At 67.6% G+C, this 22042-nt stretch carries 30 protein-coding genes; 1 reads left to right on the forward strand and 29 read right to left on the reverse strand.

Annotation, left to right across the window (positions count from 1 at the left end; genetic code table 11):
- Nucleotides 1–44: 44 nt before the first annotated feature.
- Nucleotides 45–4574: a hypothetical protein gene (locus AB0F17_RS08275; RefSeq protein ID WP_358018241.1), complete on the reverse strand. Its 4530-nt coding sequence runs from the start codon at nt 4572–4574 to the stop codon at nt 45–47.
- 167 nt (nt 4575–4741) lie between these two features.
- Here AB0F17_RS08275 and AB0F17_RS08280 point away from each other — a divergent pair, with 167 nt between their 5' ends.
- Complete coding sequence (locus AB0F17_RS08280) at nt 4742–5170, forward strand: hypothetical protein (RefSeq protein WP_358018244.1); 429 nt, start codon at nt 4742–4744, stop codon at nt 5168–5170.
- Here AB0F17_RS08280 and AB0F17_RS08285 read toward each other — a convergent pair.
- The 28 genes from AB0F17_RS08285 to AB0F17_RS08420 form a co-directional block, all read right to left on the reverse strand.
- On the reverse strand, nt 5167–5649 hold the full coding sequence (locus AB0F17_RS08285) for a hypothetical protein (RefSeq protein WP_358018247.1): 483 nt from the start codon (nt 5647–5649) through the stop codon (nt 5167–5169). The two genes, AB0F17_RS08280 and AB0F17_RS08285, sit on opposite strands and share 4 nt — an antisense overlap.
- A complete protein-coding gene (locus AB0F17_RS08290) occupies nt 5544–6089 on the reverse strand; it encodes a hypothetical protein (protein ID WP_358018250.1) in 546 nt (181 codons plus the stop codon). The genes AB0F17_RS08285 and AB0F17_RS08290 overlap by 106 nt, the downstream gene beginning before the upstream one ends.
- Nucleotide 6090: 1 nt before the next feature.
- Nucleotides 6091–6579 carry a hypothetical protein gene (locus tag AB0F17_RS08295; protein WP_358018253.1) on the reverse strand — a complete coding sequence of 163 codons (489 nt, stop codon included), beginning with the start codon at nt 6577–6579 and terminating at the stop codon, nt 6091–6093.
- 3 nt (nt 6580–6582) lie between these two features.
- The gene (locus AB0F17_RS08300) at nt 6583–6795 is read right to left on the reverse strand and encodes a hypothetical protein (protein WP_358018255.1); all 213 of its coding nucleotides are present in this window, start codon (nt 6793–6795) and stop codon (nt 6583–6585) included.
- A 1-nt stretch (nt 6796) separates the two neighbouring features.
- Complete coding sequence (locus AB0F17_RS08305; protein WP_358018258.1) at nt 6797–7120, reverse strand: hypothetical protein; 324 nt, start codon at nt 7118–7120, stop codon at nt 6797–6799.
- 67 nt (nt 7121–7187) lie between these two features.
- Entirely contained in the window at nt 7188–7481 is a 294-nt protein-coding gene (locus AB0F17_RS08310) for a hypothetical protein (RefSeq protein WP_358018261.1), read from the reverse strand.
- Between the two features lie 140 nt (nt 7482–7621).
- Entirely contained in the window at nt 7622–7975 is a 354-nt protein-coding gene (locus AB0F17_RS08315; protein WP_358018264.1) for an HK97-gp10 family putative phage morphogenesis protein, read from the reverse strand.
- Nucleotides 7975–8406, reverse strand: a complete 432-nt coding sequence (locus tag AB0F17_RS08320) for a DUF6093 family protein (RefSeq protein WP_358018267.1) — start codon at nt 8404–8406, stop codon at nt 7975–7977. The genes AB0F17_RS08315 and AB0F17_RS08320 overlap by 1 nt, the downstream gene beginning before the upstream one ends.
- Nucleotides 8407–8418: 12 nt before the next feature.
- Nucleotides 8419–8775: a hypothetical protein gene (locus AB0F17_RS08325; RefSeq protein WP_358018269.1), complete on the reverse strand. Its 357-nt coding sequence runs from the start codon at nt 8773–8775 to the stop codon at nt 8419–8421.
- A gap of 9 nt (nt 8776–8784) precedes the next feature.
- The gene (locus tag AB0F17_RS08330; RefSeq protein WP_358018272.1) at nt 8785–9120 is read right to left on the reverse strand and encodes a hypothetical protein; all 336 of its coding nucleotides are present in this window, start codon (nt 9118–9120) and stop codon (nt 8785–8787) included.
- On the reverse strand, nt 9120–9389 hold the full coding sequence (locus tag AB0F17_RS08335) for a hypothetical protein (protein ID WP_358018275.1): 270 nt from the start codon (nt 9387–9389) through the stop codon (nt 9120–9122). The genes AB0F17_RS08330 and AB0F17_RS08335 overlap by 1 nt, the downstream gene beginning before the upstream one ends.
- A 2-nt stretch (nt 9390–9391) precedes the next feature.
- Nucleotides 9392–10552, reverse strand: a complete 1161-nt coding sequence (locus AB0F17_RS08340; protein WP_358018278.1) for a hypothetical protein — start codon at nt 10550–10552, stop codon at nt 9392–9394.
- Between the two features lie 98 nt (nt 10553–10650).
- A complete protein-coding gene (locus tag AB0F17_RS08345) occupies nt 10651–11001 on the reverse strand; it encodes a DUF2190 family protein (protein ID WP_358018281.1) in 351 nt (116 codons plus the stop codon).
- Nucleotides 11002–11003: 2 nt separating this feature from the next.
- Nucleotides 11004–12545 carry a hypothetical protein gene (locus AB0F17_RS08350; RefSeq protein WP_358018284.1) on the reverse strand — a complete coding sequence of 514 codons (1542 nt, stop codon included), beginning with the start codon at nt 12543–12545 and terminating at the stop codon, nt 11004–11006.
- A 43-nt stretch (nt 12546–12588) separates the two neighbouring features.
- The gene (locus AB0F17_RS08355) at nt 12589–13665 is read right to left on the reverse strand and encodes a hypothetical protein (RefSeq protein WP_358018287.1); all 1077 of its coding nucleotides are present in this window, start codon (nt 13663–13665) and stop codon (nt 12589–12591) included.
- A 10-nt stretch (nt 13666–13675) separates the two neighbouring features.
- Nucleotides 13676–15388 carry a hypothetical protein gene (locus AB0F17_RS08360; RefSeq protein WP_358018290.1) on the reverse strand — a complete coding sequence of 571 codons (1713 nt, stop codon included), beginning with the start codon at nt 15386–15388 and terminating at the stop codon, nt 13676–13678.
- Between the two features lie 15 nt (nt 15389–15403).
- Nucleotides 15404–16852 carry a hypothetical protein gene (locus AB0F17_RS08365; protein ID WP_358018293.1) on the reverse strand — a complete coding sequence of 483 codons (1449 nt, stop codon included), beginning with the start codon at nt 16850–16852 and terminating at the stop codon, nt 15404–15406.
- Between the two features lie 132 nt (nt 16853–16984).
- Nucleotides 16985–17356, reverse strand: coding sequence for a hypothetical protein (locus tag AB0F17_RS08370; protein WP_358018296.1), 372 nt, complete (start codon nt 17354–17356; stop codon nt 16985–16987).
- A 245-nt stretch (nt 17357–17601) separates the two neighbouring features.
- Nucleotides 17602–17847 carry a hypothetical protein gene (locus AB0F17_RS08375; protein WP_358018299.1) on the reverse strand — a complete coding sequence of 82 codons (246 nt, stop codon included), beginning with the start codon at nt 17845–17847 and terminating at the stop codon, nt 17602–17604.
- On the reverse strand, nt 17844–17975 hold the full coding sequence (locus tag AB0F17_RS08380; RefSeq protein WP_358018302.1) for a hypothetical protein: 132 nt from the start codon (nt 17973–17975) through the stop codon (nt 17844–17846). Before AB0F17_RS08380 ends, AB0F17_RS08375 begins: the two co-directional genes overlap by 4 nt.
- Nucleotides 17975–18313 carry a hypothetical protein gene (locus AB0F17_RS08385; RefSeq protein ID WP_358018305.1) on the reverse strand — a complete coding sequence of 113 codons (339 nt, stop codon included), beginning with the start codon at nt 18311–18313 and terminating at the stop codon, nt 17975–17977. Before AB0F17_RS08385 ends, AB0F17_RS08380 begins: the two co-directional genes overlap by 1 nt.
- A gap of 9 nt (nt 18314–18322) precedes the next feature.
- A complete protein-coding gene (locus AB0F17_RS08390; protein ID WP_358018307.1) occupies nt 18323–19297 on the reverse strand; it encodes a LamG domain-containing protein in 975 nt (324 codons plus the stop codon).
- Between the two features lie 9 nt (nt 19298–19306).
- Nucleotides 19307–19819, reverse strand: a complete 513-nt coding sequence (locus AB0F17_RS08395) for a hypothetical protein (protein ID WP_358018310.1) — start codon at nt 19817–19819, stop codon at nt 19307–19309.
- The gene (locus AB0F17_RS08400) at nt 19819–20079 is read right to left on the reverse strand and encodes a hypothetical protein (RefSeq protein WP_358018313.1); all 261 of its coding nucleotides are present in this window, start codon (nt 20077–20079) and stop codon (nt 19819–19821) included. Before AB0F17_RS08400 ends, AB0F17_RS08395 begins: the two co-directional genes overlap by 1 nt.
- Nucleotides 20080–20120: 41 nt before the next feature.
- Nucleotides 20121–20522, reverse strand: coding sequence for a hypothetical protein (locus AB0F17_RS08405; RefSeq protein ID WP_358018316.1), 402 nt, complete (start codon nt 20520–20522; stop codon nt 20121–20123).
- A 111-nt stretch (nt 20523–20633) separates the two neighbouring features.
- Nucleotides 20634–20855 carry a hypothetical protein gene (locus AB0F17_RS08410; protein WP_358018319.1) on the reverse strand — a complete coding sequence of 74 codons (222 nt, stop codon included), beginning with the start codon at nt 20853–20855 and terminating at the stop codon, nt 20634–20636.
- 169 nt (nt 20856–21024) lie between these two features.
- Nucleotides 21025–21669: a DUF6221 family protein gene (locus AB0F17_RS08415; RefSeq protein ID WP_358018322.1), complete on the reverse strand. Its 645-nt coding sequence runs from the start codon at nt 21667–21669 to the stop codon at nt 21025–21027.
- Nucleotides 21662–21976 carry a hypothetical protein gene (locus AB0F17_RS08420; RefSeq protein ID WP_358018325.1) on the reverse strand — a complete coding sequence of 105 codons (315 nt, stop codon included), beginning with the start codon at nt 21974–21976 and terminating at the stop codon, nt 21662–21664. The genes AB0F17_RS08415 and AB0F17_RS08420 overlap by 8 nt, the downstream gene beginning before the upstream one ends.
- Between the last annotated feature and the right edge of the window lie 66 nt (nt 21977–22042).

Raw genomic sequence — 22042 nt, forward strand, 5'->3', positions numbered from 1 at the left:
GGCGTTGCCCGCCCCTCCTGTCGTGTTGGATTGAAAGGGCGGGCTCAGCCGCGACTGTCGAGAACCACGCCGATCTTGGCGGCGACCACGCTGGCATCCATCTCGTCGTGAATCGTCGTGCCGTAGAAGTTGACCGAACTGCCGCCCGAACCGCCAGACCCGGACCCTCCTCCCGCGTTCACGCCCTCGCTTGACGAGATGCGGCTAGCGGATATGGAGGCCGCCGTTTGCTGCTGAGGTGCGGACACCCGGCTGTAGTTCGTCATCAACGCCGCGTCCGGGTTGCTGCCGGTCATCCCGTACAGGCCGTAGTCACCGGCAACCGAGTTGCTTGCGTTCATCGAGGACGACGAGCCCGGAGCAGGCGGGATGACCGACCCTAGGCTGCCCTTGCCGGACCCCTTGGATTTGCCAGGTGCGGGCACGTTGGTCGAGCCCTTGCTGCCCTTGCCGGAGCCGCCAGACGCCGAAGCGGCCGACAAGATGGCCTGCGCCGCCTTCGCGACGACGTCGGCCACGGTGAGTGCCGCGTCCTTGACCTTGTCGGTGCTCACCACGATCATGTCCGAGGAGATGCCGATCGCGGTGTTGACGCCCACCACGCTGTCGCTGACAGTCTGGGCGCCAGCCGCCCAGGTGGCCGACATCTGCTCGCCGACCGTACCCACGCTGGCCACCGTCGACGTGAGCGTCCCAGCGTCGCCCAAGGTCTGCGACAGCATCGACGTTGCCTGCGAAAGGCTCGAACCGACGTTGTACTGGGTTTCCTTCAGCGTTCCCGTGAGCGAATCGACTTGCTTGCCCGCCTGGGCGTTGAAGACCTGCAGCCCGAAGTCGCCGGCCACCTGGCCGAGTAGGGCGGTCGCCCTGTCCCGGTAGGCCGGGTCGTACGGGATGAAAGCCTCCGGCGCCCGCCCCTCGCCGTACAGGATCGTCGGCGAGGACGCGATGTGCGGGGCTGGAGTCGCCCGCCCGCCCTCGGCGAACCGTTGGACGCCGCCAGCCGCGTAGCGCATGATCGCGCCTGCGGCCAGCTGCGAGTTCTTCGTGTAAACCGACAGTGGGATCTTCCGTCCGGAGTTCAACCGGACGAAGTTGTCGATGGCGTCCTGGGCAGGCTTAACGTCGGCCCCGACCCTGATGTCCTTCGACTTCAGTTTGCCGAGCACCTCGACGAGGTCCTGCCCGCCGCGCGCCGCCTTCTTCGCGTCTGTCTCGCTGATCCCGTATGCCTTGGCCAGTTCAATGACCTGGTCGCGGGCGGACTGGTTCTTTCCAGCCAATTCGATCATCGCCGGGAGTTGCCGTAGAACAGCGTCCCGAGCGTCGGTGGTCCGCCCAGACAGGGTCGCCTGAGCATCCGCGCTGGCCTTGATCTTCTCCAGGTAGCCTGCGAAAGCGTCCCTGGCGGCGATGACTGCGTCCCGCTGCTTGCCTGTCAGGCCGGGCGTCAACTCCAGCTTGCCGTTCGCCGCCTCGATCGCCGACTTGGTGTCGGAGAACGCCTTCTCCATCTCGCGGACGGCCTGCGCCGCGTCGGTCTGGCCGTTGAACGCGTCGATGCTCGCTTTGAAGTCGGACATCCGCTTGGCGGCCTCGCCAAGCTGCCGTTGAGTGCCGTCTGCTTTGCCGCCGAGCAGCTCGATCGCGGATCCAACGCCGCCCGTGGTGGCCGGGACGCCGTCCATGCTGGCCGCGTACTGAGGGAACAGTTCCTTCAGCTTTTCGACGGGGACGCCCGCGTCTAGCGCCTGCTTGGCCAGCCGGTTGAACGCCCCGGCCGCCCCTTCGGTGTTGCCGCTCGCCACCATCGCGGCGAGCCGCTGGTCGAGGTTGTCGATCGCCTGACGGCCGCTGTCGAGCTGGACGCTGAATGTGTCGTCGATGAACCCCGTAAAGGAGTCAGCGATCTTCGCCAGCGGATTGTCGCCAGCTAGGCGAGCGGCCGAGTCGCTGAACGTCTCGAACGCCCCTACCACGCCACCGATCTTGGGGCCGAGCTGGTCGAGCAGCGCCGACGCGGGTTCGCCGCCCTTTCCGAATGCCAGCAGGTTCTTCGACAGATCATCCACGTTCGGATTCAGGCCGCTGAGCGAGTCGGTCATCTTGTCGAACGCGGCCACGCTGCCGAGCACGGCGGCTGCGATGACGCCGCCCTTGAACACCCCGCTGAGGAGCGAGAACTTGCCGCTCGCCGCTCCGGCGGCGTCACCCGCGGCGCCTACCTTCGACGAGAATCCACCGAGGAAGCCCGCGACTGTCTGGAAAATCTGGTAGCCCTTGACCGCTCCGACGACTGCGGCGATAGCGACCGCGAGAGCCTGGATCTGGCCTGGTGACATCTTGCTGAGCACCTCGGCCAGCGCAAGAAGACCGGCGATCTTCAACGAGGCGCCCAGTTTCATCGCGGCGAAGATCAGGCCGACACCCTTGGCGACCGCCTCGATCTGGGCGGGGTTCAAGGCTGCCAGCTTGTCCGACAGCGACACCAGGAAGTCGAGGACGCCCGGCGCTGCCCCGGCCCCGACCTCGAAGACCTTGCCGACGAATTCGGCGATGTTGCGCAGAACCTCGCCGACCTTTGGCCCCTGCTCCTGCACATACTTGATGAACGCCGCGAACTCGGGGCTGCCCTTGAGGTTCTGCCCCCAGTCCTTGAACCGTTGGGTCGCCTCCCGCAGGAAGTCCATCAGCGGGCCCGTGTAAGGCAAGAACGCCTGGATCACACCTGTCAGGCCGCCGGCCACGTTCAGCGCGGCGTCGCCGAGCCCGCGGATGGCCTTGGGTGCCTGCTCCGTCAGGTCGTCGAAAAACGACCGCCACTGCTCGGACTTGAGTTCCTGGTTGGCTTGCTTCAACAGATCGTTGATGGCACCAGCCGACGCCTTGACCAGCGGGGTGCTGAGCTTCATGCCGGTGCTCATCAAGTCCATGCCGGACCTGATCGCCGGGAACACGTCCGGCTGCAGCGACCTCTGCCAGGCGACGTAGGAGTCCTGGAACTTCTTGACGTCCTTCGCGAGAGCCTGCTCCGCCTTGGACAGTTCGGCGAACTTGCTCGCCGCCCCGCCCGCAGCGCCGCCCGCCTGCTGCATGGCCGCCTTCTGCTGCAACTGCGTCACAACCAGCTGCTTCTGAGCCTCGACCAAGTCTTTCTGTGATCTGAGCAGCTTGTCCTGGGCGCTACGAACCTGGTCGGACCCTTCGACCCCGGCCTTGTCGGCCTTCGCCTTGTCCTCTTGCAGTCGCTTGGTGCGGACGCCCTGGTCTTCCAGGCGCTGGACGGCCTCGCGATAGTTGAGCTCGGCCCGCTTGCGCTCCAGTTCAGTCGCCTTGGGGTCGGCCTGTACCTCGGCCAGCCTCTGACGGGCCTCCTCGACAGACAGGGCCGCGTCTTCCTCGGCCAACGCGGAATCCTTGACGCTGAGCGTCAGATCCTCCAGGGCGCGCTTGGCATCCTGGCGAGCCCGCGTCAGATCCTCCTGGCTCGCCTTAACGGCTTTCTGGGCGTCGCTGACGCGCCGCTCGGCCTGCTCGAGTTGCAGAGCCCGAGACGCCGCCTCGGCCGCAGACTGGCCGGCTGACTTCGTTGCCCCGCCAGCCCCGCCCGCTGCCGACGCCTGCTGTTTGAGGGCGTCGTTGATCCTTCCCATGCTTGGCACCGCCACCGCCGCGAACCCTGCCGCCCCCACACCGGCAGCGGTGAACGCGGCTCCCAGCGCACCCACGCCGACAGCGACTGTCGTCACTGCGGGCAACGACGCCAGAGCGGCACCCACCAGTGCGATCGCGGTCAGGGCGCCGCCGACATCAGCGTTGATGTTGACTCTCGCGCTGCGGCCGTTGACACGGTCCACCTCGCCGGTGATCGCCCTCAGCTCCGCCAGGGCGCTACCAGAATCGACACGGACATCGATGTCCGTCGACTTGGCCAGGGCGTTCAGCTCGCGTTCGATCGCGGCGATCTCGGCCAGCGCCGCAGCGGAGTCGAGATCTACGCCGATCTTCTTGTCGGCGAGACTGACCAGCTTCTCCCGCAGCTCCGCAATCTTGATCTGCGCTGGTGTGGAATCCGCGTCGACCTGAATCTTGGGAAGGGATCGGGCAGCCCCTTCGACCTGGGCGCGCAGCTTGTCCGCGAATGTCCGGTCGGCCTCGATGTCGATCTCAACCTTTTGGCCGTCGAGCCGCTGCACCTCGCGGGTGACCGCGTTCAGGTCGGCCAGCGCGTTACCGATGTCAGCCCGCACCTCGAACAACGCGCCATCGCCGATGCCTTCCAGCTCGTGCTGGAGGGCTGCCATCTCGACCAGGGCCTGGCTGGCGTCGATGTCGACGCCGATCTCCTTGCCGGACAGCTTCTCCAGCTTGGCGCGGAGCTCGGCGAGCTTGACTTCCGCCGGGGTGGAGTCCGCGTCTATCTCGATCTTGGGGAGCTTCTTGGTGGCGTCTTCGAGCTTCTTTCGGAAGCCCGCCGCGAAGCCTGCCGTCTCGGCGAACTTCTTGTTCAGGCCGGTCAGGTTCTTCTTGACGCCGTTCGCGCCAACCTCGAATTCCGAGATACGCAGACGCAAGCGGACCGATACTGAGCGGTCTGCGATTTTGACCACCTCCGGACATGGAGCCCCAAAGGGGATCAAAGATTGAGATTGATCACGGTGTGTGGTGCGACGCTGCCAACCAGGCGTCCTCAGGGGGCGTCCTACGCCGCGTCAGCCCCAGTCGACGAAGGAGATCCGCCGTGGACCCGTATGGACCGCAACAGGGCCAGCAGCCGAACCAGAACCAGTTCGCCCAGCAGCAGTACGCCGGGCAGCCGCAGCAGTACGCGCCGCCTGGCTACGTCCCCACTCCGCCGAAACCTCGGCCGGTGCTCGGCATCATCGCGCTGGTGGCCGGCTTATTGGCGCTCGTGTTAGCGATCTACCAGGCGGCACCGATGCCCAACGGCGCGAGTCCCGCGCCGCTCATCGCCATCGTCACGTTCATCATGTCGATCGTCGCCCTCGTCAAGGCGAGGCGGCGGCCCACTCACGGCGGGATCGCCGCGTTCGCCCTGATCGTCAGCATCGGAGCGTTCGTCGTAGGAGTGCAGGCCACCAAGACGATGCAGGCCCGCCAGGACTACCAGCGGCAGGTCGTCAACTGCCTGATCTCCAGGAACTGCTAGCAGGCGCAGGTCCGCTCCACATGCCGCAGTAGCGCCTCCGGCCGGCGGGTGTCCTTGGCCTTCTCCTGATCTCTCAGCAGAGCGTCACAGGCGTGACAGCGTGCCGGCTCCGGCACGCTGTAGGTGTGCTTGGGCCGCCCGTTCTCCATCGCTGTCGTTTCCGACAGCGGCAGGCCGCACGGTCCGGGGCAGCGCTGTTTGAGTTCGAGCCGGAACGCGGTCGCCCATGCCACGTCGTCGTCGGTCCACACCGGCTCCTGCGTGGTGACCGACCGGACCAGCCGCCCCTGCTTGTCGTAGTGGTGGCGGGTGACCTTCCTCGGTTCCCGCCCCAGCAGCTTCGACCTGGGGATGCCGTAGGCGGCGGCCAGTTCTAGCTCGTGCCAGTGCTCGACAGAATCGCGGAGGCGCTCGCGGAGAAAGGGACGTCGACGTTCCGCCTGTTCAGCATGAAGGCCGTCAGGTACAGGTCGTCCCACTGGCCTTGTGTGAGGATCTCGTCAACGAGTTCCTCCACCTCCGGGATCGACATTTGCGGGTCGATGCAGCATGCGGCCACGACCGCAACAGGAAGCGTCTCCCCGTTGTGGTCGAGCCCGGCTTCCTTGTCCTCCGGGCGCGGCTTGTGCTTCGCGATCATGTCGGACCAGCGCTTCTTGGACAGCGCCCGCAGGCGGAAAACCGTCGTCTCCGCCTGCATGCGCTCGCGCAGCGCCTCGATCTGCTGCGCGAGCTCCGTCTCAGCGCGGCTCCGGCCCGTGGACGCCATGGTGGCGCCCTGCTTGTCGGGCCGGGTCCGCTCAATCTGCAGCTGCCGCTCCAGCTCCTCGAACTCGGCCTGCAGGTCACCCGCGAGGACGAGCGGGACGGTCTTCTCAGGCAGCTTGGCGTTCTTCTTGACGTCGGCGAACGTGGTCATGTCAGGCCGCTACCGTCGACTCGATCGAGTAGGTGGAGGAGGCGAACAGCTTGATCGAGAACTTCTCCTGCGACTCCCGCTCCGGCGCGAGCTTCTTACGCTCGCCACAGGTCACGCCGTAGACCTCGACCTTCTGCGCCGCCGCGTAGGCGGTGGCGACGACGAGGCCGCGGCGAACCACGAGGTAGCCGACGGTGCCGCGCACCATGACCGACCACATGCGGTCGCTGCCGGACACCGAGTCGCGGTAACCGGTCAGCTCGATGTTCACCTTGGACCGGCCGGGAGCCTCAAAGTCCTGCACCGAAGCGAGCGTCGGACCGGCGATGGTGCCCTCGTCGAACTCGACCTTCAGGCCGTCGTCGGTCAGCGTGTCCTCCAGCGCGACGATGCCGACGGCGGTCAGCTCGGCCACGGTGGGCGCGGTGATGGATGCGATGGCCGGCACGAACGTGGCCTTGGTGTTGCCATCGGTAAGGATCTGGCCCATGAGTTAGCCCTTCTTCTCGCCGCGCTGCGGCCGGGAGGTGCCGGGAACCTCCGGCTGGTCAGGAGCCGCGGATGCGGCGGAAAGCGCGTCGGGCGCGTCGGCGTCGGGCTGGTCATCGAGGATCAGACAGCCCGGCTTGTCCACCCAGAACGGGCGGGCGGTGGCGTCGACCGTGAACTCGTGGCCGTACTCGTTGCGGATGCGGATCTCGGCCATGTCAGCCCCGCACCACGTAGTAGGTGACCGACGTGGTGGCCGACCAAGTGAGGGCGATCAGGCCGTCGGACGGGTCGGCCCACTCGCGCAGGAGCTTGACCGCCTTGGTGGTGCTGTTGGTGATGGTGCGGACAGGGTCCGGGTTGGCCTCGCCGTAGCTGTTGTTGCCGACCACGGTGACGGTGCAGGTGATCGGGGCCCCGCCGCCGTTGGTGATTATGAGGAACAGTTCGCTATCCGGCGTGATCTTGTCGCCGGACGCAGCGGTACGCGAGGTGAGAGCGGTCCCAGCGACCGTCATCGCCTCAGCGGAATAGGTGGCCACACGGGCTCCTTTCGGGCATGCCAAAGAGCCCGGTCACCAGGCGGTGGCGGGCTGGATCAGGTGGAGGTCAGGTCAGCGGGTTGGACCTGAAACGAAACTGGGCGATGCCGTAATGGACGGGCGGTGTCGCCGCGTCATCGCGCGTGACTTGCCGGTCAACCTCGGCCTGATAAATCGGAAACGCCGCCCGGTCAGACACCGACGGCGTGACGCCCACCAGGGCGATGCGGGCCCTATCCATGACGGTCTCGGCCTGGTCTTGGGTAGCGCCGACGCAGGTCAACTGGAAGAGATAAGTGAGACTGTCATGTGGCTGCCCAAGGGAGGTGGCTTCATCTCTGCCGGTGAACGGGTAGAGCACGGTATAGCCGATGAACGCGCTCGCCCCCGGGGTCCCTTGCCAGCCGGACCCGGCGGGCGGTTTCCCGCGCCCCATGGGCACGCTCGCGCCGGCCAGTAGTGCCGCGACTGCATCGGAGTGTGGCCGTGTCGCCGCTACCGTCATTCGAGGACCCGCCCGCCGATGGTCTCTATCGCCTTGACGAACTGCTCGCTGGCCCGGTCGAAGGCTGGTAGAAGGTATGGCTGCGGCGCCATCCTGCTGGTCCCCAGTTCCACGTACGCGCCGTACTCGGCCGTGGGGCCAGCTTCGAAGCCGAACTCGTCGGGATCGAAGTCCACGCCAATGGAGTTCTTCAGGTTCCCGGTATCCACAGGAGCTAGGGCTTGCGCTCCAGCGACTGTGTCGAAGCCGGTCTTCTTCACCGCGACCTTGGCCATCTCTTCTGCCTTGATGCTGGCCTGGTCGAGAACAACCTCAAGGCGGGCGAGATCGGAAAAGTCGAAGTCGTCCATCACGCCTCCCGTTCGGTGAGGTTGATTTGAGCCTTCAGGATCCGCTCGAAGCGTTCGGTGGCGTGCCGGATGTCGGTGACGAGCAGCTGCTTGCCGACGATGCCCGGATCCGGTGCGGCGGTGATGGTGATCAGGTCGTGCTCGAACACCTCTGCCGCGTCCCATTCGATGGCGATCTCGTAGGAGGCGACCGCGGTCTGCTGCTCTCCCACGACGATCACGCTGGATGGGGACGGCGCTGTGATGCGGCACGGGCCGGTGTAGACGGTGGTCGAGGCCGGCGGATGCCAGGTCCCGTCCGGGTCTTCGGTTCCGTCTCCGGCCCCAGGCCGGGTGATGGCGCACCTCCCGGTCTGCGTGCCGGTGGCGACGGGCCGGTGATGCTCGGACCATCTTCCGTGGATCGGCGCGCTACCTGCCAGGGGCGACACTGGGGCCTCCCCTCAGCAGGGCGTGTAGCCGCGGTATCCGAGCCAGGGGTCGAAGTCGACGATGGCCAGGCCGACGCCGTCGTCTCCTACGCCGTCGTCCACCTGCTGGCGGAGCGCCGCGGCGCGGGCCCTGAGCTCGGCGGCCACTTTGGTGCCGTCCGTGGACAGGTCCTGGGTGGTGATGACCTTGCCGACCAGCGCCTCATTCGAGGCGATGAGTTCCAAAGCCGTGGCCGCGGCCAGCTTGACCGAGCCCTCCATGGACAGGAGGGCGTCGATTTGCGGGTCGATCAGCAGCAGGTTGTCTACGTCCGTGTCCGGAATCAGCAGCCGCACCCGGCCGACATCCGTCGAGTAGTCGATGGCCATCGCGACCTCCTAGGAGGCGGGAAGGACAGCGATCCCGAACGTGGCCGACGCCGGATCGACAGCGCCGGCAGTGCCGTTGATGATCCGGATGGTCACCGTGTTGGCGGCGCTGACGAACCCGCAGAACACCAGGCCAGCAGTCAGGTTGCCGGGCGGAGCCACGATCACGAAATCGCCCGTGGCGGCGCCGGTGACCGTAGCGGTGAGGGTGCCGACCGCGCCGGCGGCGATGGACGCGAAGTCCAGCGTGGCGGTTGCGGTGAGCATCTTCTGCGCCGCCGGGACGCGGCCCGAGGCGTTGAGTGTGGCGAGGCCGCCGGCCACGCCTCTTGCGGTGGTGCCCATCAGGAGCCCTTCCTGCTCGTTGTGCGTTTGCGCGTGTTCCGGCTTGGAGCGGGCGCCGGTTCCTTCAACGCCTTCAGCGGCTCCTCCACGGGGGTGGGCGGCTCGGGCTGGGTGTCGGGCTCCCGCAGCTCGACCGTTTCCGGCACGGCTGCGGGAGCCTCGTGCTCGGTCGGGCTCTGAGGCATGCGGTCGAGCATCTCTCCCAGTCGGTCGTACACAGCGGCCAGGTACGCCTCCGTGCCGTTGATCGGCGGCGGGAGCGGAGCCACGGTCAGGAGCCGGTGCCGTTGGACGCCACGCCGCTCTTCGGGTCCAGCAGGACGCCGCCGAACACGTGCCTCACCTTGTGGTCGATCGCGTCGGTGTCGAAGTCGCCGTCCATCGGGTCGACGGTGCCGCCGCCCACGCGGGTGGCGTTCGGCGACTTCATGAACAACTCCGGCGTCTCATGGCCGGACAGGAAGCCGATCTCCATGGCGGGACGGCCCACGTTCGGGTCGGCGAACAGGTACCAGGAGGTGTTGCCGTTGGTGGTGGAGACGATCGGCAGCCACGGGTCGACGACCACGCTGACGTCGTTCTTCAGCCAGTTGGCGACGCGGAGCTGGTTGTTGCCGGTGCCGTCGCCTCCGCCGTCGGCGGCGAGGATCTCGGTGGCGTTGAGAATGTTGTTCGCGGTGATCTTCAGGGCGGGCGGGACGACGAGGATGACGTTGCCCAGGTAGATGGGGTTGCCGTCCGTGTCGACCTGCGCGGCCAGCACGGTGAACGCCGTGGTCAGGCCCGCGACAGACAGGGCCGGGTTGGCGGTGACGATGTTGTTGTTGCCGCTGGCGAAGAACGTGCCGTCAGGGCCGGTCGTGCCAGCAAACAGGTCGGTGACGAACCGCTCCTCGGAGAAGCGCGCCGAGTTGGCCAGTCGCTGAGGCATGTCGCGCAGCGCGTCCAGGTCGTCGTTGATGAACGACTCCCACGAGAAGGGCAGCCGCTTGCCGTACTTCTTGACCTGGTACTGGTAGCGGGCGTCGGAGACGGACGCGGCCGGGTACTCAGAGGCTTCCTTCACCTCGGACAGGACGGCCTCGCCGCCGTTGACGGCGAACCGGTCGACGGTCCGGAAGTCCCGCACCCGGCCGCGCTTGGCGATCGACTGCCACATCACGGGCATGTGCTGGTAGGAGGCGAGCATCTGCCGGTCGATGATGTCGCCGAACAGGAGGCTGAAGTCGCTGGTCGTCATGGCCTCCGCCAGGCGGTGGCCGGGGAGTCGACCGGACAGGACGCCCTCGTACAGACGGGCCGCCTCCAGCAGCGACTGCTTGTACTGCGGGGTGTTACGGCCGCCGCGCACACGGCGGCCTTCGCGGGCGTAGAGCCGCTCGGCGGTGGCGTCCTGCGCGTTGTAGGTCTCGATCAGGTCGAGGAGCTGCATTGTGGTTTTCCTTGCTCGTCAGGCGCTCCGCGCCGGGGCATGAGAAGAGCCCCCGGCCGGTGGCGCGGAGGCTGCGAGAGAGCGGGGTGGGCGGGAGGTCAGTAGCCGATCTTCACGCGGATGGTGGCAGTCGCACCCGAGGTGACGGCCTCCAGGGCATAGCCGAACCGGACGCCCGACGTGGTCACCGACAGCTTCGGCGTGTTCGCGGTGACGTAGTAGAGGATGTCGCCCGCGGCGATGGCGGCGTTGCTGCCGCTGGTGCCCTTCACCGACAGAGTGGCGACGCCGTCCGTCTTGATGGTGGTGAGCCCATCGGCGGCCTCGGTGATCAGCGCGACGCCGGGGATCTGGCCGATCAGGACCGGGTCACCGGACGCGGGAGAGGCCGGGTCGGTCGCCACGGCGGCGATCTGAGTGCCGTCTTCGAAGATGATGTTGCGCGCCATGGTCAGGCCCTCCCGTGAGCCGCCGTCAGGGCGGCCTTCTCGTCCAGGCCGATACCTGCGAAGGCTTCGGCCAGCTGCTTGTCGATGTCGCCGGCGTCCGCTTCGTGGCTGGTGGACTCACCGAGCCCGCGGACGGCGCCGAATCCGGCCGCCTCCGCCAGGGTCGCCACGTAGGCGTTCTCGGCGTCGATGGTGGCCTTGATGGACTCGCCCAGCTTGGCCAGGTCGAGCGTGCCGCTTTCGACGGTGGGCAGGGCGCGGCACACCGACTCCGCGACGCGGGCATGTGAAGCCTCGTGCAGGCCGGCGGTCTTCAGCGCCTCGGCGACCGCCGCGCGTGCGGCCTTGTCGTTGGTCAGGCGCAGCTTCTCGGCGTCCGACTCGTCCAGGCGGGTCTTCAGCGCGGCGAGTTCGTCGGCGGTCGCTTTGCGGGCTTCGGCCAGTTCGTTCTGCGCTTCGGCGAGCTTGACGGCGAGGTCCTTCTCGCGCGCCGACTCGGTCACCTCGCTGGTCGCCTCCCTGTCCGGGGGCGTCTGCTTTTCGGTGCTCCCAGACACGGGGGCTCCCTTCGTGTTGTTTTCCGCCGTGGCGGCTTGTGCGGGCTCCGGGTCGTCCCAGATGTCCCGCTGGTACAGGTGGGGGCAGTCGGCCTCGACGCGGGAGGTGAAGGCTTGCAGGCCGTCGCCGATCGCGGAGGACAGGGAGATGCGTTCGTCGCGGGTGAGGCGGCCTTCGCCGAACATGTCGTCGGCCATGCCGGTGAACGCCGAGTGGATACGGGACTCGAACCAGGCGCCGACGTTGCGCGCCTCGCTGACCGCGGACTTCTTCTTGTTCTTGAGGAAGGCGGGGAGTCCGGCCTTCTTCGTGCCGTCCGCGTTCTCGTCGTCCTCGTCCTCGCCGCCGTCGGCAGCGTCCTCGGTGTCGTCAGCCGCCTTGTCTGCGGCGTTGCCCGCCTTGTCGTCCTTGGTGCCCTTCTTCTTGAAGGGCGGGGCGAGTGCTTCGGATGCTTGCCTGAGTAGTTCGCTTTCGGATCTTGCGGACTCCAGCAGTGCCACGATCTTCCCTCCTGCTCCTGCGGCGGTCACGAAGTCGACGGATGCCGCCTCGGCGAGGCTGGTGACGATCGGGCCGCGAATGTCGTCCTGGGTGGATGCCTCGACGGTGCCGGAGGCGCGGATGCTCATGCCGATGTCGCTCGCCATGGCTTCGATGACGGGCGCCCAGTGCTCGTACACCTCGACGTCGGCGTACAGGCCGTCACCCTCGTACGCGGCGGCCGTAGCCAGCCGTCCGGCAAGGTCACGCACGGACCGTTCCGGCCGGTCGTAGGACTCCGTGGCACCGGGGTGGTCGAGGAAGACCGGGAGGCCCTCACGGAAGACGCCGGCGTCGCGCTTCAGCATCTCCGCCGGGTAGAAGCCCGACGAGCCCTGAATGTCTCCCTGGATGATGCGCGCCCGGAAGCGGCGGCCCTTCGGCTTCTGACCTCCGGCAGCCTCGGCGAGCGGCACCCGCTCGGTGAGCGCCTGCTGTTCGGGCATGGTTACTCCTCCGCTGGTCGCGGCATGTGGATCTCCAGACGGGTCAGGCGGCGCGGCGTTTGGCGATGTGTTCCAGGTCCTTGACCGGTCTGACGCCGTAGGAGTCGCGCCAGTCGGACGTGGTCCTCCGTTGCGGCAGGTCCGCCCACGCAATCTCTCCCGAGTCGAGCAGATCGAGGCGGCGGCGCCCCATGATGGCGACCCGTTCTGTCTCGGGCAGCGCATCGAAGATGGCGCGGGCGTCCGGGATGAGGTCGTCGGGCTCGTCGATGTCGAATCCGAGATCGGCCCAGCTCTTCGTCTTGGGCGTCCGCGAGCATCGTCCTTGCTGGTGGTCGATGGGCCCCGGCTCCGACAGCGGATGGACGGTGCCGTGCTTTGCCCAGCACGACGGGCAGGTACGGCCGCGGCTGCTGTTGAGCTCGGCGTGCCACACCCAGCCGTCGAGCACGTCTTCGTGTACTTCCTGGCCAATCTCCGCGGCCTGCCGATGTGAATCGAGGATCTCTGTGCGGGCCAGGTTCAGGGCTCTCGTGAGCCCGCCGTTGAACTCGCCTTCGAGGCTGCGCAGCATGCGGGCCGCCGCAGTGCGCGGATTGTCGCCCACGACCACTCCGCGGACCAGCTCCCGTTTCATCGCCGCGGTCGCTTCGTCGGCGAGCGGCCAGTGGACGGCGTTGATCTGTTCAGCGGTTCGCCGGACGATCGCGTCGATGGTGTCGGGCTGCTGCCTCCGGTAGCGGGCGGCGAGCGCTTGCGTGGAGCCGTACGGGAGCTGGGAGGAGATGAGTTCGCTTTGCCCGTCCAGTGCGATCCTGGCGGCTTCCTGCGCCCCGGTGATCGTCTGCGAACGGGTGAGCGCCGCGAGCCGGCCAAGCGCTGCGGCGACGACTTCGAGCGCGGACATGGCGCGGGCGGTCTGCTCGATCTGCCGCCGGGCAGGCCAACGGCCGTCGCCTGCCTGCAGGAGTTCGGCGATGCCTGCGGCCACGTCGACGGCGAGTTGATCCCACGCCCTCACCCACGCCGAGACGAGGCCGCGGGTGACCCCGTCGACGATGGAGCCGACCGCGAGCCGCATCTGCTCGACCAGGCGCAGCGTCTCGTGAGTGATCGCCATGATCACCCCCCTACGCCTTGTCGGGCTCCTTGCCGTCCGGCTCGGGTGCGGCATCGCCCTGTCCGTCATCGGGTGCGGGTCCGCTGTCGGGCTCTCCGGGCTTGCGTCCGGCGAGCATGGCGGCCGGGTCTTCGCCGCGGCGGAACGCGTCCACCGCGGCCTGGCCTGCCGCTCCGGCGGCGCCTTCGGGCGGCTTGTAGTTGCCTTCCTCGTCGGTGAGGTCGTGGAGGATCTCGTCCACGTCCTTCACGCCGAGCGCCTCAAGGAGGAGGCGTACGACGACGAGCGGCGGCATGTAGGTGGTGCCGTCCGCGGCGACGATCGCCTGCACCAGTGTGGTGACGTCGACGTCGTCCAGGTCGGGCCAGGAGATGTCGACGGTGCCTTCGATGCCGCCGGACAGTTCGACGGTTTCGGCGCCGGTCTCGTCGCGGGTGACGCTGCCCTTGAGGGGGCCTTGCGGTGCCTTGATTGCGGAGGCGATGACGTGGTCGAGGATGGCCCGAAGCGTCTCGGACCATTCCTGCTGCCGCAGCTCCATGGTGCGTTCGGTCGGCGTGTCGAGCGTTTCCGCGGTTGCTCGAGCTCCGGTGGTGCCGGGGTCGCCGAGCAGCATCGTGACCGGCACGTCCAAAGCGGCGGCCACCATGGCGGCCAGCGGGCGTCCAGACTCGGAGTCGATGGTGGCGCCCGACTTGGGGATGGCTTCCAGCGCCATCTCAGGAGTGAGCAGCGCGGTCGCGCCTGCCCGCTGCGGTTCTCCGGTGAAGCGGTCCGTGGCCGGCGCCGTGGCCATCCGCTGCCGGACCTGGGCCTGCTTGCTGCCCTTACTGGTGAGCCGCCACGCGAACCGCGACAGCGCTTTGATGAGGACAGCCCAGTCGGTCAGGAACTCCTTGTACGCCTGCGCCCAGTCCACAGCGGAGTAGGCGACGCCGAGCCCGAACTTCCAGCCCTTGCCGCCGCCGACCCGCATGTGGTGGACGGGCGCGTCCCACATCACCTCGGCTGCGTCGCCGAGCTGGTCGCGAACCCTCAGCGGCCGTGAGCCCTTCGGCTTGTAGCCGAGCGCCGGATAGTAGACGGTGCGATGCCTGGAGGTGTAGCCGCCAGTGATCGGGTCGGTCGAGTTCTCGTACCAGACCCGCTTGTAGTACCACGGCTCGGCCGAGTCTTCGGGGTTGGTGATGACGTCGGCGATCTCATCCCACGGAATAGAGCGGGCCTGCACCCGGCCGGTCCTCGGGTTGGTGAACAGCGCCCAGAACAGGTTGCCGTCCGTGTCGAGAGCCTTCTCATTCTCCGAACGCGCCTGCGCCCCGGTCAGGCACCTGCGGTTGCCCGCGTCGTCGAGGAACTGCTGAATCAGGCCGTTGACGTCCTCGTCGCGGGCGGAGATCTCCAGCCCTTGACCCCACACGTACGCCATGCGCAGAGCGAGCCCACGCTTGAGCAGCGGATTCTTGAGCGCCATGACGCGGTTGACGGCGGTGATCTGCCGCAGCCCGTCACGGGTGAACTCCCGCTCCGCTTGAGCCGTGAGGTGAGTCCATCCGGGCTCCAACATGCGGGCTTCAAGGTCGGCGAGCGACTCCCTGAGGTGCTCCACCGTGGCCCGCTCCTGGCGGAGCACTTCGGCGAACTCGGATCGCCCGGTCGCCCGATACCAGGTCTCCCTGACAGGTGCGGTGAACGTCTCTCGCAGGGAGGCGGCGAAGCCCACAGCGCCTCCCTCGGCTCAGTAAGGCGAGATGGTGTAGCCGTCGATGTCTTCGTCCAGGTCTTCGTCGCCGATGATCTGATCTGGCGGCACCACGTGGGCGTAGGCGAGCATCACCGCGTCGGCCCGGTCCGGACTGGGCAGGCCGCGTTTCTTCATGTCGTCCTTCGACTCGATCAGGACTTGGCCGCGGGCGGTGAACTTGTACTTCAGCGTGCCCAGTTGCGCGGCGAGTTCGTCATCTACGGGGTCGAGGTCGATGTCGCCGGCCTCGAACCTTTCGCGTAGCCCCCACCACCATTCGGCGCGGGCGTTCACGTAGTGCTCCCGGTCGATCGCCCCAGCCCCGGACTGCATATCCAGGACGTCGTGCCCCGCTTCGAGCAGCTCGTCGACGACGCCCGAGCCGACGCCCACGCCATCTACGCGAATCTCGTGCACCTGGTGCTCGCGCTTGGCTGCGATCACTTTTCCGGTGGTTTCGGTGGTTCGTGCATGTGAGTAGTCGCCGATGATGCGGGCGAGCGGGCCGCGGGCCAGGCAGAGAATGCTTCGGTCGGAGCCGAACCGGGCCACGTCGACGCCGAGCACGTTGACCGGGCCTGGCTGGAGAGTCCGCTGCTGTGCGGCTTCGATCCAGCGAGGCGAGATCAAAGTGTCGTCGCCGACCTCGGGGAACTCTCCCAGCACCTTGGACACGTAGCGGGGTGAGGTTTCGCCCCAGCGGCGTTTCTTGTCCTCCACCCACTCCGGCGACAGCATCAGCGGCCGGAGGCGTTCGGGGAACGGCTCGTCGGTGAAGTTCGGGGTGTCGAACGCTGCGACGCCGATGACGTTCCAGCCCGAGCCGGGCTTGCACACGTTGCCGAACTCGGTGTTCGGGTCGTCCGGGTTGCCGATCGCCAGAATTCGGCAGTCGGCGCCGGTCGTGATGGCCTCTACGGCGGTCCACAGCTGTTCCGGGATGCCGCACGCCTCGTCGAGCAGGACCAGGACATAGCGGCGGTGGATGCCTTGGAAGCCGTGTTGGTCGGTATCTGCGGGCTTGCGACCCCAGCCGACCAGCGTGCCGTCGTCGAGCTTCCACTCATCCGACTGGAGCACGCGGCCGGGCAGCGGTTCGCCCATCGCCGCAGCGAGCTTCGCAGTCTTGCGGATCTCTTCCCACAGGATCGCGTGGACCTGTGGATAGGACGGGGCGGTGGAGACCACGAACGCCTCGCCGGGCGGATGGACGTCGATCCACCATGAGCCGAGCATGCCCGCAGTCCACGACTTGCCGGCGTTGTGGCAGGACTTGACGGCGGTGCGCCGGTTGGCGACTACGGATCCGGAGATCTCCCGCTGCTTGCTCCACAGATGCACGCCGAGTCGTGCTCGCGCCCAGCCCTCGGGGTCGTAGCGGTAGGGGGAGACAGGCGTCGGCTCGAACGCGCGGGCTGCATGCTCCCAAGCGGTCAGCGTCATGGCCGCCCCTCACGCACGGTAACGATAGGCCGGAATCGCCCCGACGTGCACATCCCATGATCGATGTAGTCCGCATTCACCGGCGGACAAGGACCGACCGGGCGACACAACCGCCAGCACTCTCACGCAGTGTCACGACACCGCGCGGAGATGCCGCGGGACCACAGTCGGTACAAGTTCGCGCTGCTCGGCGGTCAACTCCAGGTCGTCGAGAATGCGCTGGATCACCCCGACCAGGAGAGCGCCCTGCTGCTCAGCCAGACGCACCTGCCGCTCCGCGATACCTGCGGCCAGAGCCGCCTTGCACACGTCGGTCAGGTGCTTACGCTCGCGGTGGTACAGCTCCAGCCACACGTTCGGCTTCGCCGCCGACGTGACGTCGATACCGGAGAACTCGGTGGCGGTCTTGTTCACCTCTTCGGTGACACCCCACACCAGCGCCTCATCGTCGAGCTCCGCCACCTTCTGCTGAAGCCAGGCGACGTGGCCGGCAGACCTGTGCACCTCTTCCAGAAGAGCGACCGCGGGGTCTACCTCTCGGGGCAGCCCGTACGTGGCCACAGCCAGGCGGGCCCTCTCATTCTTGGCGGAGGCGACATGGTTCTTCGTGGACCCGCCGTGCTTGCGGCACTTGCCGATGCCAACGTGGTCAGTGCCCCAACCTGCGGTCTGGGTGCAATGGCCACCAGACCCGTCTCGCTTTCGTGCGCCGCACTTACCGTCAAGACCTGGCTCTTCGGGGTCCGTCGTCATGACCTGGCCTCCGCTCGGTGTGCAGAGGCTAGGTGGTCTACGGCTGTAGCCCACAGGGCGGGGATGGTGGCGACGTTGGCCACGGCGGGATCCACGTATGGGGTGCCGTTGGCGGAGTAGTAGGCGAGGACGGCCTTGTCGCAGTCCCGGCAGCGCACCGCCACTCCACCGCCTGCATCACCGGATAGGTCAAGGCGAGAGTCGAGTAGGGCGGCGATGAGGGAGTCGATGGCAACCTTCACGTGGTGTCCTGCTCGGTGAGGCCGAACCGCTTGCGGATGGCGAGGTCTTCGGGTGAGCCGGACTCGTGGTTGTCGATCGTCATGCGCGCCCGGGGTTTTGAACAGACCGTGAGGCTCTTGCGTGCCATCAGGCGTCCGAGATGGAGATCCAGCCGTCGATGGCGGTCTCTGTGTTGCCTGTGATGGTGACCCTGATCTTGTAGAACCAGGTGCCGGGTGAGGCGGTGACGTCCGCGGGGATCTCCGCCTGAACCTTGCCGAGGGAGGTGTCGACGAGCGTCAATCCCGTTCCGACGGTCAGCGTGTAGACGCCTGTGACGGCGTCGTCCTCAACGTGCTGGCTGGCTTTGATGACCATGACGACGGTGGCGGCGGACAGGTTGAGCGGCGACCCGGCCTGGGTGATCTGCCAGGTGCGGAGCGGAGTGTCGTCCTCAACGAGGGTGAGGGAGACGGTGCTGGCCATGCCCGCCTCCTAGATCAGAGTTCCGCCGAGGCTGGTGTCGAGGAGGGATCCGCCGAGCCGCCCTGCGGTGATGGCGTCGCTCATGGACATCTGTAGGGCGGGGAGTGTCGCGGTCAGGGTGCCGGGGTTGACGACGCTGGCGGAGGCTGTGGCGGTCAGCGCGGGCAGGGTGGCCGACAGGGTGGCGGCGTCTACTACCGTGGCCGTCATCGAGGCGGTCAGCGGCGGGAGGGTCGCGTTGAGTGCGCCGGCCGAGGTGACGGTCGCCGTCATGCTGGCGGTGATCTGCGGCAGCGTGGCGGTGAGCGTGCCGCTGGTCTCGGACGGCGGCAGGATGACCACCGGGATGGCCGAACCCCACGCGAGGGGCGGACCGTCTTCGGTGGTTGCTCCGGTTCCGCCGGTCAGCGTGTTGCCGTTGCCGGAGTAGTCGGTCACCTCGGCGTTGATGAGAGGGTGCCAGCGCAGCAGGTTCGTGGTGCGGAGCGGCTGGTACTGGCCCAGCTCCTGCTCGACCTCGGAGGCGGTGAGGGCGGCGTCCCACATTTTGATCGCCGCGAACCGGCCGTCCCACCAGTTCGAGAACGGGTCGGCTCCGATCCACAGCTGGTTCGGAGTAGCGGGCGGGCTGAAATCAGCCACCGAGGCGGAGGTGAGCGGGTCGCCGGCGGCGGCGCTGTAGAACGTCGCGTTGGCGCCGTTGACGACGGCCGCTACCCGGTACCAGGTGGCCGGGCTGATGGCGAGCGGGCCGACGCCGCCGAACGCGTATGACACGTCGTCGGACAGCTGGATGTCGGTCGGCAGGTTGCGGACCTGGATGGCCGTGTAGTGGTCGCCGGAGGACTGGCGCAGGTAGTGGACGACCCGGTAGCGGGATCCGAGATCTGTCGCCCACACCCACGCGGTGATCGTGTAGACGGTGGTGGGCAGGCCGGTGGTGGCCTGGTAGTGCTGGCCGGAGGCGCTGAAGCGGACCGCCATGTCCGCCTCCTAGTAGTCGAAGGAGAAGCGGACCTTCTTCAGCCAGGCGTCCCCTGCCAGTGTGTCGTTGGCGTGGTCGGCGACCCTGGCGATTTTCAGCCACACCTCGTCCCCGCCCGCGACGCTGTCCAGAGAGGAGCCGGTCAGGGTGATGGTGGCCCGCATCAGCCGCTTGGCTGTGGTGCCGAGGTGGGTGTCATCCACTGCGGTGGCGGTGGCGTACGTCTTGCTTTCCGGGTCCTGGCTGTCGCTCTCAGGGGTGATCGCTGCCAGGGCGGCGGACCAGCGGACCACGCCCGACGTGGCTGTCGCAGCGCCCCACACGACATCCACGGTGATGTTCGGGTTCGACACCGGGTAGGCGAACGGCTCCAGCTCCCAGAAGGCGCTCTCCGGCGTCGCGGCGTCGAAGGCGAACCACTCGACCGGGCCGCTGCTGCCCATGTTGCGCAGGATCTGGGCGAAGGCCGTGGTGGGGACGAGCGCCGACCCGGGGCGGAGGTCCTGATAGGCGGTGGCCACTAGTCCTCCTCAGCCTTGAGCTTCCCGATGCGACGCCACAGCAAGAAGCCGAGTAGGTCGGCCTTCTGCTCTGCGGTGGCGGCGGCCTTGAACCCTGCCGGGAGGGCGTTGTTGAAGGAGGCGAGATTGTCCTCAACCCACTGATCTGCGGCGCCGATCGCGTTGTGCAGGCTGGCCTTGGTGAAGGTGCAGGTGGTGGTGTTTTCGCGCATCCACTGCGCTGCGGTTCTGGCCCTGTGGGTTGCGTCGAGCAGCGGCATCCGGCCTCCTTGGAGATCCCTGCGGGCAGGTCGGGCGTCGACTACGAGCCGGGCATCGTGAGGTTGCCGGACGTCACGTTGATCGTGAGGCCGGTGCTGATGGTGGTGGTCGCCAACTCCAGTTGGCCACCGCCTCCGGTTGTGGTGACGGATCCGTCGAAGACGGTCGCTCCGCCGGAGCCCTTGACGCGGCACCAGCCCGCCGTCCCGTCGGCAACGCCCGTCGCGGTGCGCGGGGTGGAGGCGAGGGCGGCCACGCCTGTGGCGGCTCCGCTGTAGGCGGGCGTGGCGAGCGTCACCGTGGCGAGGAGCGTCCCGGTGGCGGTGTCCTGCGCGGTGGCCGGCTGGGTGCCGGTACGGATCTCCACGGAGCCGCCGGACGCCAACGCGGCTATGGCGTCGGCTGCCGCGTTACGGGAGGCTGTGGCTATGCGGATGGCCATCACAGGCCCCCCTTGTCTCACGGGAGGCTACGGAGCCTCGTGGCTGCGGGTCTGGGACGGCATGCGAAAAGCCCGCGCAGAGGCGGGCCTAGGTGGTCGGGTCAGGTGGCGTTACGGCTGGTCGGGTGCGGCTCTCGTGCGCGGCACCCGCGAGTAGTCCTCGCCGGGGATGGGCTCCACGCGGTCGGCTGGCAGCCACTCGTCCCGCTCATTGAGGCCCGCCCGGTAGGCGGCGCCGCCTACTTCCACCCACGTGACGTGCGCCTGCCAGGAGCCGTCCTCTTGTAGACGCCACTCGTGCAGGAATCCGGCATCGTCCGGGAGAATGCGCACAGTTGGAGGGTCGCCCTGCATGCGGTCAGGATATCCAGCGGGCCGAACGGCTATTCGAGTCGGGTCAGAGCCGGTCCTCGTATGCTCGTCGCATGTGCGACTTCTGCCAGGCTCGGAGCGGCTTCTACTGCCGCGAGTGCGGCGAGATGGTCTGCGACGAGCACGGGTGCTACTGCACGAGGTGCAGGCATCCGGGCTGCAGCGAGGTCCACCAATAGGCCGCCCGGAGGTCCAGCCAGAGCGCGAAACCCAGCAGAGGGTTCAGACATCGCGGGCCGCCTTCGGCCTTCAGCGCGTCGAGGCGGGCCTGTAGCTCGTCGAGGTTGTCCGGCTGTAGAGGCTGCTTGCGGCGCTCCTCCGAACCGGCCAGCCACTCACGGACATGCGGCGGAGTCGGATGCCACTCATCCCGCCAGCCAGGACGGTTCTGGTAGCCCGCAGCTATCAGCCGCAACAGGCGCTCGTTCGGCGTGGGGATCATCTCGTCGACGATCGCCAACTCCGACAGGCAGCGGGCGATCGTGTCCCGAGGCTGCTGCAACACAATGTGGTCAGCGGCTTCCCGCTCCCACACGCCGCCGCCGTCCGAATAGTTGAGGGTTGCCACCTGCAGAAGCGCTGGGGACTCAACCGGCTCGGGGCCGTCCCAGTTGACCTCGGTTTCGCCCGTGGGCGCTCCGTGGATTTGCCAGGCGTCGTCCTGTCCTGCCTGCCCGGTGTTCACCCACGGGCCGGGAGAAGCCTCGTCGGCTGCTCGGGCTGCCGCTAGGTCGCCCTCGATCGTGGTCTTCAACCAGGAGAGAAGATCAGACATCGCGGGCACCTTCGGCCTTCAGGCGGGCGAGTTCGCGCGCCTGCGCCTTGAACTGGAAGTCGAGGAAGTTGTAGTCGGCAAGGAAGGTGGTGGAGCGGTGCTTCTCGAACGCCACCTCCTCGCGGAGTTCGGACAGTTCCTCATCGTCCTCGCCCGCGAGCCTCGCCCTGTGCCGGTCGGTAACGCACGCGAGTGCATCGTCGGCAGCGCCCAGCATCAGCGCCACGCAGTTGACGCGGTCCTCATCCGAGGCGGCGAGGAAGCCTGTGATCCAGTCGCGGGCACGCTGGCGAAGGTCATCGGACATGAGGGGTCTCCGGGGTGAGGGGTTGTATCCGGGCGGACGGCGGCGTGCAGTCACAACCGCCCGCCC

The sequence above is a fragment of the Nonomuraea sp. NPDC026600 genome, assembly GCF_040638335.1.
Taxonomy (GTDB): domain Bacteria; phylum Actinomycetota; class Actinomycetes; order Streptosporangiales; family Streptosporangiaceae; genus Nonomuraea.